This is a genomic window from Ruegeria sp. SATB045 (genome assembly GCF_059613525.1).
This window is the reverse complement of the sequence record NZ_JBXWSR010000020.1, coordinates 24,591-43,066: the sequence shown is the minus strand read 5'-3', so window position 1 is coordinate 43,066 and position 18,476 is coordinate 24,591. Positions and strand designations below refer to the sequence as shown.

Sequence of the window (18,476 nt, the reverse complement as noted above, 5' to 3'; positions counted from 1 at the left end):
GCAACCACAAGTTACCGCCTAGTGTTTAAATCAGGACGATGTCGGGAGGATTCATTTGCCTGCCAATTTAGGCGCAGTGTTTTTGATGCTCTGCTTATTGCAGATCAAACATATGTTTGCGGACTATTACCTCCAAACGCCGAAAATGCTGGCGGGACGCGGGGAATATTTTCATATGGGACGCGCACAACATGCGGCAGTGCATGTTGCGGGGTCCGTCATTGTTTTCCTACTATTTGGCTCGCCTTGGGCATTTATTCTTATCATCGCCGCGCTGGAATGGATCGTTCATTTCAATATTGATTTCGCAAAGGCCAGCTATTCCGACAAAAAGCAACTAATGCCAACGCAAGCGGCCTTTTGGCGCGCGGCCGGGCTGGATCAGTGCCTGCACAATCTAACCTATGTCGCAATGGTCTGGGCCTGGGTGAAATTCGCAGCTTAGGCGACCTTACCCAACGCACTCTGCCGGTAAGCTGACAGCCACATCTTGTCCAATTCATCTATTCGGTCGGTGTCAAACGCATCCGAATGCTCCCAATAGCGACCCGACGGCACGTAGTAACCAAGCTCTTTTTCACGCTGCAATGCCGCACTCATCCCATGCGTGCACGGCAGATCGACCGAACCAAGCGATGTCGAAGCGACCGAAGGATAGATCAGCCTGCTTTCCCCGTTGGAAAGCCGCACGATCCGACATCCCTGAGCAGCACCGAACAACCCAAGCCGAGCCGATTTTGCTTCAAGTGACCTGGGCGTAACGTCAGCACGTAAAGGATCGGCCGCCCCGGTTCCATAGAAATGTGTCTTTCCAGCGCTGGGGTAGACCATGTCACAGCCGAAATATGCCAACACAGAGGGGCGAAGCGCAGCCCGTACCCAGTACCCTGCGGTAAAGGCCATCGTGCCGCCCGCGTAGACGAACCCACCATAGCCATTTTGCAAAGGTACGTAGTCTGCGGCACCAACAATGGATTGACTGCTAAGCGTCGCGGCGGGTCGGTTCTCGACCGGGAAGTCCTCGGGGTGGATCAGTACATCCCAATCATTACGAATACGCCAGGCGTTGTTGATCGCGACTATGTGCGTAAATGGCGAACGCTCCCAATCCTTCGCTGCAACGGCAGCCGGCGCGCTTCCAAGAATCAAAACTCGGGTCTGAGTATCGGTCATTCTGGGGTCCTGCCTTGTTGCAGTCCCCAGAAAGGTTAGAGCGTTTTGCGCGTCAAACTACCCCAAAACTGAAAAACTGCTTTCCTCGTTGATCGGGCGCTTCCGGGAATAGAACCCCACGTCGATCACGCGATTGATATAGGGCAACGTAAACTGCAGCGGTTGGGCGTCATGATCAGCGCCACCTTCGACATAGTCTATCAGAGCAGCCATTATCTTGCCGGCAATCGGCGCATTCTTGTATTGGTTCCCGCTTGTGCCGCAGGCCATGTAGAACCCCGGCAGGCTGGATTTGTCATAGATCGGAATCCAGTCGGTCGAGGCGTCATATAGGTCCACCACACCACGCGTCTTAGACGGGATGCCCAGGCTAGGAACCCGCTGGGCATAGCGCATCGCCTGCGTGGTCCATTGGTCGGTGAAATCACGGTTGTAGTTGACATCATCCTCGCACCACTGATGCGGATCGCACTCCGGGTCTTCCGAGCCCACAAGGATGTGGTTGCCATGCTCGGGGCGGCAATACAGCGCGATGTCGCTGTCCGAGACGATGGTGCCATCGTTTTCAAAATCGAACCCTTCGGGCGCAGGCACATGCACGACTTCTTGCCGAAGAGGGCGCGTCTCGATGGTCATATCATCCAGCACCCCTGCCATACCGTTGATGATGGCCGACCCCGGCCCGGCCACATTCACCACCACCTTGGCACGAATCTCCTCACCATTGGCCAGCTTGACCCCGGCTACGCGCCCGGCCTCTGTCAGAATTTCAACCACCTCGGCCCCTGTTCGCACCTCGGCCCCGTGCTGTTTGGCGGCATCCATCAGGTTCTGCGCCGACAATGCCGGATCAGTCACATAGCCTGCCTGTGGCCAGAACACTCCGCCTTGCATCTTCCGTCCGTTGGACTGGCCAAACTCAGGATCGTCCATGCGTTTTGGCGGTGTGAAACTGTCCATGGAATAGACGGGCAAGCGCTCGGTGATCTTCTCGGGTGTCCATTCCTCGAACGGGCAATCCAGATCCGCGCTGTTAACCATGTGTTTTTCCAACATCCCGTTGGCCTCGGTCTTCATCACCAGGCACCCGGTCTCGCGGAACTGCGCCAGATTAGCGTTTTCTGGCAAGCCCAGATACGCGGCCCAGTCGCGCCAATAGTGATAGCCCTCCCACGCAAAAGCAGTGCCATCAAAGGTGGAGTAATGCATCCGAATAATCGCGCATGACCCTGCGGTTGAGCCATGCCCCACTTGGGTATTGCGATCCAGTGACAAGGTTTTCCACCCGGCCTTGGCCATCTCGAACGCGATAGCTGCGCCGATCACGCCCGTTCCGATGATGATTGCGTCTGGTTGGGTCATGACGGATCTCCTGTCCAGTAGCGCCGGGAATAGGCGCTGAATTCCTCAATCTCTTCACGGCGCGGCTCAACCCCGGTGAAGACAAACAAATAGTGCGGCACCATGGCGATCCGCACAGACATGGGTTCGTTCAGTTGCGCCAGATCGTATCCGATCTGCATGTAATACAGCACGCGGGCTCGGGTCTCGGCCTCGACCTCGGGATAGCCATAGCGCGCGAACATGGCGTGCAAAGCCTCTAGCCGCCGCGCATCCGACTGATCCAGCGCACGGCGCACCTTGCCCGATTTACGCGCCCAGTCGCGTATGGCGAAATCCAACGCGGTGTCGAACAGATCGGTGTTCACCACGCAGCGATGCACATTGCACACCGCGCCCGTGATAGTGTCTGCCGGGGCCTCGGCCTGACGGATCAACCCGGCGGTGTTGGTCGCCTGCCAGCGTGCCAACAACGCGTCCAGCAGCTCTTGCCGCGATTTGAAATACCAATAGAACGAAGACCGCGACACCGCCATCCGCTCGGCCAGATTCAGCACCTTGATCTGGTCGATCCCGTCCGAGATCAGGACGTCCATCGCCACGTTCAACCAGTCGTCGCGCGTGACCTTTATGTTACCCACCAGAGGCTCGGCCTCGGGGTCGTCGCGGTGCAGGATCGGTTTGCTCATTCAACTCTCGGGCGGCGCACCGCCCTCCTCTGTGCGTCGGGCAATGAAGTCGTGCAGATCGCCCAGCCGGTCAGAGTTCTGAACGGGGGATTCGAAATTGGCAAGGATGTCCTTCCAGACCCCGGTCGCGCGATGGTTGGCATCGACCGATCCGCGTTCCGTCCACGTGCCGAAATTGGCATAGTCGTGCAGATGGGGTTGGTAGAACTCGGTGTTATAGCGCTCCATTGTCTGACTGGTGGCAAAGAAATGTCCGCTGGGGTCGACCTCGCGCAGCGCGCTATCGAACCCGATCTCGGAGGCGCCGGCCTGCGCGCCATTGCACAGCTCGGCCACCATGTTCAGCACTTCGGCATCGCTAACCAGTTTTTCGTAGGATACGGTCAAGCCGCCTTCGAGCCACCCGGCCGAATGGATGATCACGGTTGCCCCGGCCATCAGACAGCCCCACAGGCCGAACTGGTTTTCATTCGCCGCCTGCACGTCATTGATGTTCGAGGCCGAGCCTGCAGCCGACCGCCACGGCAGGCCCAGATGCCGCGCCAACTGCCCCGCCGCCGAGGACGCCTGAAAGTGCGAAGGTGTCCCGAAGGCAGGCGCGCCCGATTTCATGTCTACGTTACTTGTGAACGTCCCATAACACACCGGCGCGCCGGGGTTGGCCAGCTGCGTCAGGGTCAACGCGGCCAGCGCCTCGGCATGGGACAGAGTGATAGCACCCGCCACGGTGATCGGAGCCATCGCGCCCATTAGCGTGAACGGTGTGATGATCGAGATTTGGCCGTGCCGCGCAAAGTCGATCAACCCTTGCGCCATCGGAATATCCAGCGTGCGCGGGCTGTTGGTGTTGATGATCGTATAACAATGCGCGTCCGCGCGGAATGCGTCATCCGAAAGCCCTCGTGCGATAGACAGCATCTCAAAACTGTCCAAAACCTGCGGTTTCCCACGTGAGAAGAAGAAAGGGAACTTGTCCGTCAGCTCCATCTGCGCGCGCGTCGTGAAGTAGTGTCGCACGTTGGTCGGAACATCCTGCGGTTCGACCAAAGGCGAGATCATCTGGAACACGTCGAAATGATGGGTGAGCTTCAGGAATTCCAGATAGTCGCGTCCCGATCCCGGCCGCCGCCCGCGTTCAAGGTCGGTGGCGTTGGGGGCCGCAGCACCAGGTTGAAAGACCAAGGATCCCAATTCCAGCGTGAAATCCCGATGCCGCGCCCCTGCCCGACAAGCGATGGATTTGGGGGCCGAGGCGACAGCAGCCTCGACCATATCCTTGCCAATAAACACCATCTCGGTGTCTTCATCGACCTTGGCCTCAGCCTTGGCGAACAACGACCGCGCTTCGGGCAGCAGCACCTTGATGCCCAGTTCCTGCAACAGACGTAAGGACGACGCGTGCATGTCGGCGATCTGATCCGACGAGAACACCTCCATCGGCGGAAACGGGTTTCTGAGCTGGCGGTAATTCACATCCCGTTTGGGTGCGGGGGCGGCTTCGGCCCCACGTCCCCGCCTGCGTCTGCCACGTTGAGCTTCCATGTTCAGCCTCGCATCGCTTTGCCTTGTGGGTCGTACGGTGATGGCGCAACGATCCGTGCAGAGCGTTCGACACCGACCACATGCACTGACAACTCGGTCCCCGGCTCGGCCTTGTCTCGGTTGACCAGCGCCATTGCCAGCGATTTGCCGGTATAGTGGCCGTACCCGCCCGAGGTCACAAAGCCCACGCGTTCGCCGTCCGCCCAGATGGGCTCGTACCCGCTGGCGTCAGCGTCCAATGCGTCGACCTCCAGCGTGACCTGCACTTGGGCCGGTCCGTTGCCGTCGCGTTCCGCCAAGGCAGCCTCTTTGCCGACAAAGGATTTGTCCCAGTCGATCCAGCGATCCATCCCGGTCATGCCCGGCGTATAAAGCTGCGTGAATTCCGCCGACCAGATGCCAAAGCTCTTTTCAAGCCGCGTGGACAGCATCGCGTTGAAGCCACATTCGCGGATACCTTCGTCGGCCCCGGCTTCCAGCAAAATCCGACGCAGTTTGATGTGGTCGCCATAGCGGCAGTTGATCTCATAGCCCTTCTCGCCGGTCACAGACATACGGGCCACGCGGGCGCGGACCAAACCAATATCGAACTCGCCGCAGCCCATAAATTTCAGGCCCGAGATATCCTGCTCGGCCAGCTTCTCGACCACCGCCTGCGATTTCGGGCCAACCACCGCAAACCCGCAATATTCTTCGCCCAGATCGCGGACCGAGACACCGTCGATCATGTGGTCATCGAACCACCGCATGTGCCAGGCGCGCAGGTAATAACTGCCCATGATCCACCACGTCCCGTCGCCCCAGTTCAGAACGGTCAGGTCACCCTTCAGCCGCCCGTTCTCACCCAGCATCGGGGCCAGCTTGGCACGCCCCGGCGCAGGCAGTTTCGAAGCCATCACCCTGTCCAGCCAAACCTGCGCGTTGGGGCCGCTGACTTCGAACCGCGAGAAGCCGGTAATATCCATCAAACCGACACCCTCACGGATCACCTTGCACTCCTCAGCCACGATGTCATGCGCGTTTGACCGTTTCAGGGTTGGCGTTTCCTCGAACCCTTTCGGCGCAAAATAGAGTGGCACTTCCAGATCCCAGCTGACGCCCCACTTACACCCGGCTTCGGTCATAGCATCATGCGCCGGGGCCATTTTCAGAGGACGCCCCGCAGGCAATTGCTCGTTCGGATAGGTCATCACGAAGCGGCGTGAATAGAACTGCCCCGTGGTTTCGCGGATATAGCGTTTGTTTTGCGCAAAATCGCCAAAGCGGGCCACGTCCATCGGCCACGCGTCGGCTTCGGGCTCGCCATGGATCATCCACTCGGCCAGCGTTTTACCGACGCCACCGCCCTGCAGGAACCCGGCCATCACAGCACAGGCTGACCAATAGCCACGCTTGCCCGGCACCGGCCCGACCAGAGGGTTGCCGTCCGGCGCAAAAGTGAATGCGCCGTTCACCCAAGTCTTGATACCCACATTCTGGATCGAGGGGTAGCGTTCGAAACCCAGCGTCAGCTCATTCTCGATCCGATCCAGCTGTTCTTGAAACAGTTCCTCGCCATAGCTCCACGGCGCGCCATCCATGGCCCAGTGTTCATGCTCAACTTCATAAATACCGACCAGAACGCCTTTCTGGTCCTGCCGCATATAAGTGAAGCCTTCGAGGTCCACGGTCATCGGCATCTCGAAATCCGCTTGCGCGACCTCGGGCACCGTGTCGGTGATCAGGTAATGGTGTTTCAGCGGCGAGACCGGCAATTCGACTCCGGCCATGCGCCCCACCTGTTTGGCCCAGAGCCCCGCCGCGTTGACCACATGCTCGCAGGTGATGGTTCCCTTATCGGTCACAACCTCCCACCCATCGGCCGTCTGCGTCAGGCTTTCGACCTTGGTTTCCTCATAGTATTCCGCACCGCGCTTTTTCGCCGCCGTCGCGTAGGCCTGGACCGTACCGGTCGTGTCGATATAGCCTTCGCGATCAGCCCACATCGCGCCCAAGACGCCATCGGTGGACATGATCGGGCAGCGTTTCTGCGCCTCTTCCGGCGACAACAATTCGCAGTCATCAATGCCGATGGACTGGAAAATACGGTAATTCGCCTGCAACCACTCCCACCGTTCGGGCGTACCTGCCAATGTCAAACCACCAGTCATGTGCAAACCGATATTCTGGCCTGATTCTTTCTCGATCTCACTCAGTAGGTCGATCGTATAGGCTTGCAGCGCCGCCATGTTCGGATCGGCATTCAGCGCGTGAATACCGCCCGCTGCGTGCCACGATGACCCCGAGGCCAGCCGTCGTCGCTCAAGCATCACCACATCCGACCAGCCGAACTTGGCCAGATGATACAAAACCGAAGCGCCTACGACCCCGCCTCCGATAACCACAACGCGATACTGAGACTTCATCCCGCTCTCCCTGCATGACTTACACGGGACGCTAGACGCACTGTTCACTTCTGTCTAGACATTTATGTACAGTTCGTGATGGCGATTTGTTTTGGTTGAATTCAACGAAATTAAAGTTGGGCGCTGGGGCGCGCTGCGACCTTATCGAACCATGCCTGAGTCGCTTTGTTTTCTTGCGGAATTCGCATTTTTATGACGCGGGCAAAATCTACAAATACAAAGGCCGAGATATCAGCCAGGGTAAACTCCGGACCTGCGACATAGGCACTTTCCGCTAAGCGCCCTTCGAGCATGTCGAGGAATCGCCTCACCCTTTCGATCCCGCGTTGGGCCAATTCCGGGATTTGCGCATAATTCGCCGGGCCGGGAATCGCGCGACCTTCGAAAACGGGATGGGTATTGCGCAGCGCCTCGGCGACCGGCGCACCGCCTTGCTGTTCGACAATACTGTTCCACATCAGAACCAACCCCTTTTCGTCAGAGGTACGGCCCATCAGCGGCGGTTCGGGGAAGCGGGCTTCGAGGTATGCCGCGATGCCAAGGTTTTCGGTCAACGCGGTCCCCTCATCTGTGACCAGTACGGGAATAGTGCCATTTGGATTGACCGCAAGGAATTCATTGCTCAACTGCTCGCCTTTGGCGATCGAGATGTCACGCGTCTCAATTTCAAGCCCTTTTTCAGCTAAGAACATCCGCGCACGGCGCGGATTAGGTGCGGTCGAGCAATCATAAAACAGCATTGGCCTCCCCTTCAGCGGCGATAGACGAAACAGCGCCCCGCGACGGCCCCGTCGGGCAAAGGCAACTCGGTCAATCCGTCAAAATACATGCGGTCGCTAGACACCATCAGTCCGCCCTCGGCCAGCAACGGCTCGATCAAAGGGGATACAAACCGCGCGAAAGCGTCGTTCTTTTCGCGGTTATGCCCGCCAAGGTCAGCATGAATCAGGCTGGCGGTTGCGCCAAAACGGTCCAGCGATGCCGGCAACGTCTCGCGGACATCCCCCAGAATCACCAGATCGTCCGGAGGTGTCGAGTCCGGGTGTGACGCGACCGCGCGTTCGAACACATAGACCGGTCGGTTCCGCACATACTGCACCATGTGATGATAGGTGCGACCATTGCCCAGCCCCAATTCGAACACCGGTCCCGGCATGTCCTGGGTCTGGTCAATGGCAAAGTCCAGACAAGCCCTTTGCGAGACCATACGGTCGATAAACAGATCAAGACGACTTTGGGGATCGGACACTGGGAAATCTCTCCTTGATAGTTGCCGACGCATAACAAGGCAACGACACCGCCTGTGATGACAAATCATCAAGGGTTTGTGTAGGCAATTTCGCCGCAGTTTCATATTTCCGCGACATTTCAACACAAGAACGGGTTTGACTAAACAGGGGCAACCGCGCGAAACTGCGTCAAAAAACACGGGGAGTTGATCAAGCCTATGCCGAGTGACGGCCGAACGGGTGGAAAACCCGCATGACTGCGTTGTTGTCTGTCAGGGATCTTAGCATCGGGTTCGGTGCTGGTGAGGCCGTTGTTCAAGGTGTCAGTTTTGACGTCGAGGCCGGGCAGACTTTGGCACTGGTGGGCGAGTCCGGCTCTGGCAAAACCATCTCGTGCCGCGCAGCACTTCGGATCCTCCCACGCACGGCGCAAATTCGCAGCGGGACCATTACTCTGAATGATTCCAAAGGCATGGAGAACCTGACCGCGATCAGCGAGCGCCAGATGCGCGACATTCGCGGCAATCGGGTCTCGATGATCTTTCAGGAACCGATGCGGTCGCTGTCGCCGCTGCACAAGATCGGCAATCAGGTCAGCGAAGTTCTGTGGTTGCATCGCGGCGCATCTGAGGCGCAAGCCCGTAAAGAGGTTCTGACCCAATTCGAACGCGTTGGGTTCCCCGATCCGCAGCGCGCCTATGATTCTTATCCGTTCGAGCTGTCCGGCGGGATGCGGCAACGCGCGATGATCGCGATGGCGATGGTCGCCAAGCCAGAGCTGCTGATCGCGGATGAGCCGACCACCGCGTTGGACGTGACCACTCAGGCGCAGGTGCTGGGGCTAATCAAGGAGCTGCAGCGCGAGACGGGCATGGCGCTTATCCTTGTGACACACGATCTGGGCGTGGTGGCGAACATGGCCGAACAAGTGGTCGTCATGCACAAAGGCCGCGTCATGGAGGCCGGCGCTGCTGCGCCAATTCTGACCGCGCCAGCGCATCCATACACGCAGCAATTGTTCAATGCCGCGCCCGCGATTCCTGAAAAGGACGCAGTAGGGCTGCCCATGCCCCATGAGGACCTCATCCTGCAAATGAAGGATGTGTCCAAAACCTATACGATGCGCTCCAGCAAGGGTTGGCAGGGCGATCGAATGATCTACGCGTGTCGGGGCGTCGATCTGAATCTGGCGCGCGGCAAGACACTGGCCATCGTCGGTGAAAGCGGATCGGGCAAAACCACCGCAGCCCGTATTGCACTAGGGGCCGAGCCCCCCGATCCGGGCGGCGAGGTGCTGTTTCGCACCGCGCCCGACGCCGATCCGATCACGGTCCATAAAATGACCCGCGCCCAGCGCACCGCGTTTCAGCGCAAGGCTCAGATGGTGTTTCAGGACCCTTACAGCTCACTCAGCCCGCGCATGCGCATTCAGGACGCCATGACCGAGCCGCTTGAGATTCACAATATCGGCTCACCAGCTGAACAACGTGACAAAGCGGCAGACATGTTGAAACGCGTCGGTTTGAACGCCGACATGCTAAAGCGCTACCCGCATGCGTTCTCGGGCGGCCAGAGACAGCGTCTGTCGATCGCACGGGCAATGATGCTGGACCCACAGCTGATTGTCTGCGACGAGCCGACCTCGGCATTGGACGTTTCTGTGCAAGAGCAGATCCTGACCTTGCTGGAAAACCTGCAGGACAGCCTGAACCTGTCTTACTTCTTTATTTCTCACGACCTTGCTGTCGTGGCCCGCATTGCCGACGAAGTCGCGGTGATGCGCCGGGGTCTTGTGGTGGAACAAGCGCCGCCCGAGACCCTGTTCTACAACCCGCACCACCCCTACACAAAGGCGCTGATTGCCGCTCAACCGGAACCCGACATCAACCGGCCCATTGACCTGAATTTGGTTGCTTTGGGCGCCGGTTCCCCCGACAGTTGGGAAGACGCCTTCCGATTTACGGACTCCGTGATACCTTCGTTGGTAGAGATGGAGCCCGGCCATAAGGTACGATGCCATGTTTAAGACCCCTCGCCCCCTGATCCTGGCAGCCGCCCTGTCTGCGTTTTGGTTTCCGCCCGTCGTGGCCGAGACACCCACCCCGCAGGAAAGCGCTTTCTGGCAAGCCGAAGTGGCTGCCGGGAACCTCCCCCCTGTGCAAGAACGCCTACCCGCCGAACCACTGATCGTCGATCTGAACGCCAAGGGGCGCGAATTCGGCACTCCGGGAGGAACCTTGCGAACCATGGTTACCCGTTCGAAGGACATCCGGCAGATGGTCGTCTATGGCTACGCCCGGCTGGTAGGGTTCGATGAGAACTACGAAATCGTGCCCGATCTGCTGGAATCCTTTGACACCGAAGACAACCGGAAATTCACTCTGAACCTACGCGAAGGCCACAAATGGTCGGATGGATCCCCCTTCACATCCGAGGATTTCCGGTATTGGTGGGAGGACGTGGCAAACAATGAATTGCTCAGCCCGTCGGGACCACCAGATTTTCTGATCGTCGAAGGCAAGACACCGACCGTCACCTTCCCGGATGAAACGACCGTTGTTTTTGAATGGGAAGACCCAAACCCGGATTTCCTGCAGTCGCTTGCTCAGGCGCGCCCGCCGTTTATCTACCGCCCATCTGAGTTTTTGAAACAATATCACGAGAAGTTCGCAGATGCAGAGGAGCTGGCCTTTTACGTCGAGGACGCCCGCGTCAAAAGCTGGGCTGCACTGCACAACAAACTCGACAACCTCTATAAGTTCGACAATCACGAGTTGCCGACGCTGCAACCCTGGCTGAACGCCAGCTCAGGTAAAAAGATCCGGCACAATTTCGTGCGCAATCCTTACTACCACCGTATCGACAGCAAGGGCGTCCAACTGCCCTATATCGACGTGGTCGAGATGGAGATCGTGGCACCCGGTCTGGTTGCCGCAAAAACCAACGCAGGCGAGACCGATCTTCAAGGTCGCGGGCTGGCGTTCCGGGATGCGTCGATCCTGAAAAAAGGTGAAGCCGGCGGGGACTACAAGACACTGCTTTGGAAAACTGGTGTTGCGTCCCAGATCGCGATTTATCCCAACTTGAACTATTCCGATGAAGGCTGGCGTGATGTACTGCGTGACGTGCGCGTACGGCGCGCGCTTTCGCTGGCCATCGACCGCAAGACGATAAATCAGGCGCTATATTTCAAACTGGCACAGCCGGGCGCGATGTCGGTCCTGCCGGCCTCTCCTTTCTACAACGAAGAAAACGCCAAGGCCTGGGCGCAGTATGATATCGACACGGCCAACGCATTGCTGGATGAAGCCGGGCTGAACAAACGCGACAAGAACGGTGTTCGCCTTCTGCCTGACGGTCGCCCGATGGAGCTGATCATCGAAACCGCAGGCGAGCGTCAGGAGGTCGAGAATGCCCTGCAGATCGTGACAGATACGTGGCGTGAGATTGGTGTTGATCTGGTAATGCGCCCGCTGGACCGCGACATCCTGCGCAACCGAGTATTTGCGGGCAACACCATGGCCTCGGTCTGGTTCGGCTGGGATGACGGCATTCCGCAAGCCCACACATCACCTGCCTATCTGGCCCCAACGGATCAGGTGTTTCTGGCTTGGCCGAAATGGGGTCAATATTATCAAACCGGTGGTGATGTAGGGGAAGCCCCTGATATGCCTGAAGCCGCACGGCTGATGGAACTGGCTCATGACTGGGAAATCGCGACCACAGATGATGAGCGCAAAGCCGTGTGGACCGAGATGCTGAAGATCCACGCTGACCAGCTTTATGCGATTGGTATCCTGAATGGTGCCCCACAACCCGTCGTAGTATCGAACCGTCTGCGCAACGTACCCGAACAGGCCATGTGGGCATGGGAACCCGGCGCGCATTTTGGTATTCACCGACCCGACGAGTTCTTCTTCGCCGACTGACAGGAGCAGCTAAATGGTAATGCTGCGCTACGTGGTGTATCGCTTTTTCACGATGCTGCTGACGCTGCTTGTGGTGTCAGTGCTGATCTTCGTGATCATCAACCTGCCGCCCGGAGATTACCTCAGCAACCAGATCGCAGAGCTTCAGGCATCGGGTCAGTCTGCAGGTGTAGCCAAGGCGGAATTTCTACGCACAGAATACGCTCTGGACCGTCCGATGTGGGAACAATACCTGATCTGGATGGGGTTCTGGACCGGGCCACATGGGTTTGAAGGCCTGATACAAGGCAACTACGGCTGGTCCTTCGAGTTCGATCGTCCCGTAGCCGAGATCGTGGGCGACACCCTGTGGCTGACCGTTGTGGTGAACCTTGCCGCGATCCTGTTTGTTTATGCCGTCGCCCTGCCGCTGGGTGTGCTCGCGGCGGCGCGGTCACGGACCTGGATCGACTATACCTCGGCTTTCGTAGGGTATCTGGGTCTGGCCACGCCAAACTTTCTGCTGGCGTTGATCTTGTTCTACTACGGTCACCAATATTTCAACCTACCCATCGGGGGTTTGATGGATCCGATCTACGAGGGGCAGCCGATGAGCTGGGACAAGCTGAAGTCCATCCTGATCCACCTGATTGTTCCAACCTTCGTGATCGGCACTTCGGGCGCGTCCGCGATGATGCAGCGGCTACGCGCGAACATGCTGGACGAGCTGGGCAAACCCTATGTGGAAACCGCCATCGCGAAGGGTATGGCACCGTCGCGGATGTTGACCAAGTATCCCCTGCGCGTGGCCTTCAACCCGTTTGTGGCCGATATCGGCAACCTGCTTCCCTCTATGGTGTCGGGGTCGGTCCTGGTCTCGGTGGTGCTGGGTTTGCAGACCATTGGCCCGACCCTGCTGACGGCGCTCAAGACGCAGGATCAGTTCCTGTCGGCCTTTATCCTGATGTTTGTGGCCCTGCTGACGCTGATTGGAACCATGATCTCAGACATCTTGCTGGTCATGCTGGACCCGCGAATTCGGTATGAGGGGCGTGAAGCATGACCAAACGCTCTGACGGTCGCTATGTCGACGATGCCCCCTTCGATCCAGACGCCGCCCTGCAACAGCTTGAGCGCGCCGATCTGGACGCCCCCAACTGGCTGCTGGTCTGGCGCAAATTCCGCACCCACAAACTGGGCCTGATTTCGGGCATCTTCCTGCTGCTGTGCTACCTGATGCTGCCCTTTGCTGGGTTCATTGCCCCCTATGGTGCGAATGAACGCAATGACGAGCATCTTTATGCCCCGCCCCAAAGCGTCAACTGGTTCCACGAAGGCGAATTCGTCGGTCCGTTTGTCTACCCGACGGTGATCGAGGCCGACCTTGAGACCTTCCAGTGGAAAGCTGTGACCGACACCAGCGATCCGCGCCCGCTTCAGTTCTTCTGTGAAGGGGCCGAATACAAGCTGGCGGGGCTGATCAAGTCGGACACGCATTTGTTCTGTGCGCCCGAAGGCGCAACGCTGTTCCTGTGGGGGTCCGACCGTCTGGGTCGGGATGTCTTCAGCCGCATTCTCTATGGCGCGCAACTGTCGCTGACGGTGGGTCTGATCGGTATCTCGGTGTCGTTCTTCCTGGGCATCCTGTTCGGGTCGATGGCGGGCTATTTCGGCGGCAAGATCGACTGGGTCATCAACCGCGTCATCGAGATTCTACGGTCACTGCCCGAACTGCCGTTGTGGCTGGCCTTGTCTGCGGCGGTGCCCTCGAACTGGAGCCCCGTGGCTGTGTTCTTCATCATCTCGATCATTCTTGGGATATTAGACTGGCCTGGCCTTGCGCGATCCGTGCGCGCCAAGTTCCTGTCGCTGCGCGAAGAAGAATACGTCCGCGCTGCCGAGATGATGGGCGCAAGTTCGGGCCGCGTGATCCGCAAGCACCTGCTGCCGAACTTCATGTCCCATCTGATCGCCTCGGCCACGCTGTCGATACCTGCAATGATCCTTGGGGAAACAGCACTGTCCTTCCTTGGACTTGGTTTGCGGGCTCCAGCCGTCAGTTGGGGCGTAATGTTGAACGATGCCCAGAACCTCGCTTCGATCGAGATCTACCCGTGGACAGCAATTCCGATGCTACCAATCATCGTGGTGGTTCTGGCCTTCAACTTCCTTGGCGACGGGCTGCGTGACAGTCTGGACCCCTATCAACAATGACCCTGCTCTCTGCGCTTCCCGCTTCCGACAGCTACCGCGTGACCGGCAGCGGGGCGCGGCCCAGCGCTTTTGCCGTGTCCGAGCTGGCAACCGCGAGCTTTGCGGCCGTCGGTCAGGAACTCATCCGATTGATGAAGTCGCTGAACCTTGTCAGCGACGCGCCCGAATTAACGGTTGATCACCGTTTGGCCTCGCTGTGGTACGGTTTCTCGTTCAAACCGGAAGGGTGGGAAATGCCCAGCCTCTGGGACGCCATCGCCGGAGACTATCAGGCATCCGACGGTTGGATCAGGTTGCATACGAACCTACCCGCCCATCGGCAGGCCGCCCTGAAAGTTCTCAAGGTCAAGCCTGACAGGGATGCCGTGGCCCAAGCAGTCAGAACATGGTCTATCGTCGATTTAGAAGCAGCCATAGTGGCCGAGGGAGGAGCAACAGCCGCAATGCGCAGCCGCTCGGAATGGCTGGAACATCCACAGGGCCGGGCTGTCTCCCGCGATCCGTTGATCGGCTGGCACAATCCGCGTCAAGTTACGTTACGCGACCGACCGCAAGCGACAGCCGAACGTCCGTTGGCAGGGTTACGCGTTCTGGACATGACCCGCGTACTTGCAGGCCCGATTGCGACGCGCACGCTGGCGGGGTTTGGCGCCGAAGTTCTACGCATCGACCCCCCTGGCTGGGACGAACCCGGCGTGATCCCCGATGTTTCGCTGGGCAAGCGTTGCGCCTATCTGGATATGAAAACACCCGCCGGCCTTGAAGCCGTGCAAGACCTTCTCTCTCAGACGGATGTGTTCGTGCATGGTTATCGCCCTGGCGCACTGGACGCGCTTGGCCTGACACAGACGAAACGGGATGCGCTGGCACCCAACCGCATTGAAGTCACCTTGAATGCCTATGGCTGGTTGGGACCTTGGTCCAATCGGCGCGGTTTTGACAGCCTTGTGCAGATGAGCGCGGGCATCGCGGATGCCGGGCGCAGCTGGGCCAAAGCAGATAGACCAACGCCGCTGCCGGTACAGGCGTTGGATCACGCGACCGGCTATCTGATGGCCGCCGCAGCGCTGTCGGCGTTGTCCGAGGCGGCCGTCGGCAACTCGATCATGCAGGCGCGACTGTCTCTGGCCCGAACGGCCGAGTTGCTGGCCGTGTTGGGTAAAGCCGAAACCTCAAATGAAATCACCCGCGCCAACCCAACCGATTATGCGCAGGCCCCTGAGAAATCCGACTGGGGTGTCGGCCATCGCCTCAAACCAGCCCTTCGCGTGGGTGGCACGGATATGATCTGGTCCCGGCCTGCCTCCAAACTGGGAACGTCTGATCCCATCTGGCCTTCGCTTAAGCCATAGCGCAACCGCCGCGCGGAACGCGCGGCCCGGCCCAACGCTTTTGAGTGCGTCTCGTCAGAGACGTGTCCAAAAGAGGCGGGAGCGCGCCCTACCTGTCATCCCCTCCACCAGGGCCGATATCGTCCAGATAGTCCTCGTCAATCGCGGCCTGAACAGCGCCCGTTACTGCCTCGCGCTGTTTCGGCGTCAGATCTTCGGTAGCTTTTTCATCGGCCAAGCGCACTGTCACTTCTCGATGGGCGAAGCGGATACCTTCGCGCGCGAACAGTTCGCGAATTTCCTGATAAACCTTCTTGCGTACCAGCCACTGATCGCCAGGCTTGGTCATGAACTTGACGCGGATGATCATCGCTGAATCCTGCATCTCGATCACACCCTGAGACTTGAGCGGCTGAATGAAATTGTCGCCGATCACAGGGTCACTCAGCAATTGCTGACCCAGCTTCTTGATCAGCTTACGCACCTTCTCGACATCGGTGTCATAGGTCACCCGCAAGGGCAGCTTCATAATCACCCAGTCACGAGAATAGTTCGTCAGCACTTTGATCTCGCCAAAGGGGATGGTGTTCAGCGCACCCAAGTGGTGGCGCAACTGGAACGACCGGACCGAAATCTTTTCGACCGTGCCTTTCACATCGCCGATGTCGATATATTCCCCTTTGCGAAACGCGTCATCCATTAGGAAGAATGCCCCCGAGAAGATATCCCTCACAAGGGTCTGAGAGCCAAATCCCACGGCCAGACCAACGACACCCGCGCCAGCAAATAGCGGGCTGACATTGATGCCCAGCTCCATCAGTGCGATCAGGACAATGGTGACAACGACCACAGCCAATATGGCCCCCCGGAACAGGGGTAGCAAAGTGGCAAGGCGGCTCTGCCCACCTTCACCTCCTTCATCACCCAACTCGGCCTCGGCACCGCCATCGTCAATCTCTTCTGCGATCTTCGTATCGATCCAGATGCGGAAGAAATGGAACAGGATATAGCCGATGAACATGATGACCATCACATCCAGGAACCGTTCGATGGGCAGTTCCTCGCTCCAGCTGGCATCCGGGTTCCAGATGACAACCAGCGCATAAAGGCCCACCACAAAGGCCAGGATACCCGCGACACGACGGGCCAGATCTTCATAGGTCACGATCGAATGCGCACGTTTTTCGGCCAGAGGGGTCTCTATAACCTCTTCCACTGGGCCGATCTCACCCTCGGCGTTCATTTCTTCTATCTGACGGTTTCGGTCAAAATACCGTTCGAGCAGATAGTTCATTGCGCCATAAGCAATCACGACCGACATGAAGATGGCATAGCTGCTGGCAACGATAGGGATCGAGTTTTCATTCTCCAGCACCAGATCGACGGCCAGTTTGAACCAGCTGAAAACGATATACAGGATCAAAACTGGCGCCCACGCCAAAGAGATAAAGCGCAGTATCCACGACACTTGTTCTTTGGCTCGCCCGCCCCGGATGGCATTGGAAATTGCGCGGCCGTTGAACAGGATCATCAGAACATTGCCCAACGCGCCCAGCATAGTCAGACCGCCATAGACCATGGCATAGACGTTGTAGTTCAACCCGAAATCCGCAACCCATGTCGAAAACATCACGACCGAAATGTCGTAAGTCGCGATCGCCGATGCCCAGATATAAAGCCGCTTGGCGTCCCGGTCGGAAAAGGGCGGCAGCCGGTACTGGCTGAGATAAGGTGACAATACCATGCGCCAAAGATCAGAGACCGTGCGCGACAGGAAGAAGGCCGCGAAAATCGCGGTTACCGTAAACTGGATCGAGATGTCCTCAGCCTCGCCAAAGAACAGGAACCCGACGATCAGGGCCATCAGCATGGCAAAGATCGTGCCCCCGATCCCCATAAGGAAGCGGAACACCAGAAACGGCATTTTTTCGCGATAACCTTGCGGGTTTTCCTTGGACCGCGCGACGACAATCCCTTTGGCAATGCGCTTGCCGTAAATCTCGGTTGAGAGCCAACGCCCGAGCAGCAGGAACAGGATGTTCCAGAACAGCACCTCGACATAGGTCTGTATCCGACCATCGGGGCTGGTCTGACGCAGGACGTATTTGACCTCGAAGATCGAATAAGGAAGCGCCTCGAGCCGGGATTGCATCGACTCGCGGAACTTAGAGAACCTTTCCTGCGCTTTCATAAGTTGAGAGCCATCAGACATCGGGTCTGAAGGGCCCGCACCGTCAGCCGATACTGTTTGTTGACCCGAAGACACGACTTTGCCCGCACTGTCGATAACGATGACACTGGCTCCGGCCTCGGTGGCCGACCGGATAGCAGTAGCCAGGTCGCCTTCTTCGGTCGTAGATGCCGCAGTATCAGAGTTCGTTGTATAACCGGGTATAAGCGAGGTCTGCGCTGTGGCCCCGACTGCAAACACCAAAGTGGTCGCCCAGATCAACAGGGCAAGGATGGCACCAAATCTTGGTTTCATAGGGGATTCTATCCAGTTCGACATTTGCAACGCACAATACAAAAGCACATTTGCGTGTTCAAATCATCAACCGCTTGTTTTCGGGAACGGTTTTTTACTGGGTGCGCGGTACAATAGGCACGTGTCGAGTGTTTCCAATCTGACAAAAACTGAATATGA

At 58.2% G+C, this 18,476-nt stretch carries 14 protein-coding genes; 6 read left to right on the top strand and 8 right to left on the bottom strand.

The window, feature by feature from the left end; genetic code table 11:
• The first annotated feature begins 85 nt into the window (after window positions 1-85).
• Entirely contained in the window at window positions 86-445 is a 360-nt protein-coding gene (locus AC2FNR_RS07735) for a DUF3307 domain-containing protein (protein ID WP_496849119.1), read from the top strand.
• Here the strand turns inward: AC2FNR_RS07735 and AC2FNR_RS07730 are convergent.
• The 7 genes from AC2FNR_RS07730 to AC2FNR_RS07700 form a co-directional block, all read right to left on the bottom strand.
• The gene (locus tag AC2FNR_RS07730) at window positions 442-1,173 is read right to left on the bottom strand and encodes a hypothetical protein (RefSeq protein ID WP_496848596.1); all 732 of its coding nucleotides are present in this window, start codon (window positions 1,171-1,173) and stop codon (window positions 442-444) included. The two genes, AC2FNR_RS07735 and AC2FNR_RS07730, sit on opposite strands and share 4 nt — an antisense overlap.
• A gap of 57 nt (window positions 1,174-1,230) precedes the next feature.
• Window positions 1,231-2,535, bottom strand: coding sequence for an NAD(P)/FAD-dependent oxidoreductase (locus tag AC2FNR_RS07725; protein ID WP_496848595.1), 1,305 nt, complete (start codon window positions 2,533-2,535; stop codon window positions 1,231-1,233).
• Entirely contained in the window at window positions 2,532-3,203 is a 672-nt protein-coding gene (locus tag AC2FNR_RS07720; protein WP_170354830.1) for a TetR/AcrR family transcriptional regulator, read from the bottom strand. Before AC2FNR_RS07720 ends, AC2FNR_RS07725 begins: the two co-directional genes overlap by 4 nt.
• Window positions 3,204-4,745: a trimethylamine methyltransferase family protein gene (locus AC2FNR_RS07715; RefSeq protein ID WP_496848594.1), complete on the bottom strand. Its 1,542-nt coding sequence runs from the start codon at window positions 4,743-4,745 to the stop codon at window positions 3,204-3,206.
• A gap of 2 nt (window positions 4,746-4,747) precedes the next feature.
• Complete coding sequence (locus AC2FNR_RS07710) at window positions 4,748-7,150, bottom strand: GcvT family protein (RefSeq protein WP_496848593.1); 2,403 nt, start codon at window positions 7,148-7,150, stop codon at window positions 4,748-4,750.
• A gap of 110 nt (window positions 7,151-7,260) precedes the next feature.
• The gene (locus AC2FNR_RS07705; protein ID WP_480866316.1) at window positions 7,261-7,890 is read right to left on the bottom strand and encodes a glutathione S-transferase family protein; all 630 of its coding nucleotides are present in this window, start codon (window positions 7,888-7,890) and stop codon (window positions 7,261-7,263) included.
• A gap of 11 nt (window positions 7,891-7,901) precedes the next feature.
• Window positions 7,902-8,432 (bottom strand): class I SAM-dependent methyltransferase, encoded by a 531-nt coding sequence (locus AC2FNR_RS07700; RefSeq protein WP_170753598.1) that lies wholly within the window; start codon window positions 8,430-8,432, stop codon window positions 7,902-7,904.
• 200 nt (window positions 8,433-8,632) lie between these two features.
• On the opposite strand from AC2FNR_RS07700, the gene AC2FNR_RS07695 reads away from it, so the two are divergent.
• Genes AC2FNR_RS07695 through AC2FNR_RS07675 form a run of 5 tightly spaced genes read left to right on the top strand, consistent with a single transcriptional unit; the run spans window position 8,633 to window position 15,853 of the window.
• Window positions 8,633-10,405, top strand: a complete 1,773-nt coding sequence (locus AC2FNR_RS07695) for an ABC transporter ATP-binding protein (RefSeq protein ID WP_170354825.1) — start codon at window positions 8,633-8,635, stop codon at window positions 10,403-10,405.
• Window positions 10,398-12,308 carry an ABC transporter substrate-binding protein gene (locus tag AC2FNR_RS07690; protein ID WP_496848592.1) on the top strand — a complete coding sequence of 637 codons (1,911 nt, stop codon included), beginning with the start codon at window positions 10,398-10,400 and terminating at the stop codon, window positions 12,306-12,308. Before AC2FNR_RS07695 ends, AC2FNR_RS07690 begins: the two co-directional genes overlap by 8 nt.
• Before the next feature lie 13 nt (window positions 12,309-12,321).
• Window positions 12,322-13,350: an ABC transporter permease gene (locus AC2FNR_RS07685; protein WP_496848591.1), complete on the top strand. Its 1,029-nt coding sequence runs from the start codon at window positions 12,322-12,324 to the stop codon at window positions 13,348-13,350.
• Entirely contained in the window at window positions 13,347-14,501 is a 1,155-nt protein-coding gene (locus AC2FNR_RS07680) for an ABC transporter permease (RefSeq protein WP_170769880.1), read from the top strand. Before AC2FNR_RS07685 ends, AC2FNR_RS07680 begins: the two co-directional genes overlap by 4 nt.
• Window positions 14,498-15,853 (top strand): CoA transferase, encoded by a 1,356-nt coding sequence (locus AC2FNR_RS07675; protein WP_496848590.1) that lies wholly within the window; start codon window positions 14,498-14,500, stop codon window positions 15,851-15,853. The genes AC2FNR_RS07680 and AC2FNR_RS07675 overlap by 4 nt, the downstream gene beginning before the upstream one ends.
• An 88-nt stretch (window positions 15,854-15,941) precedes the next feature.
• On the opposite strand, the gene AC2FNR_RS07670 is transcribed toward AC2FNR_RS07675, so the two are convergent.
• Complete coding sequence (locus AC2FNR_RS07670; RefSeq protein ID WP_496848589.1) at window positions 15,942-18,317, bottom strand: mechanosensitive ion channel domain-containing protein; 2,376 nt, start codon at window positions 18,315-18,317, stop codon at window positions 15,942-15,944.
• Window positions 18,318-18,476: the final 159 nt, after the last annotated feature.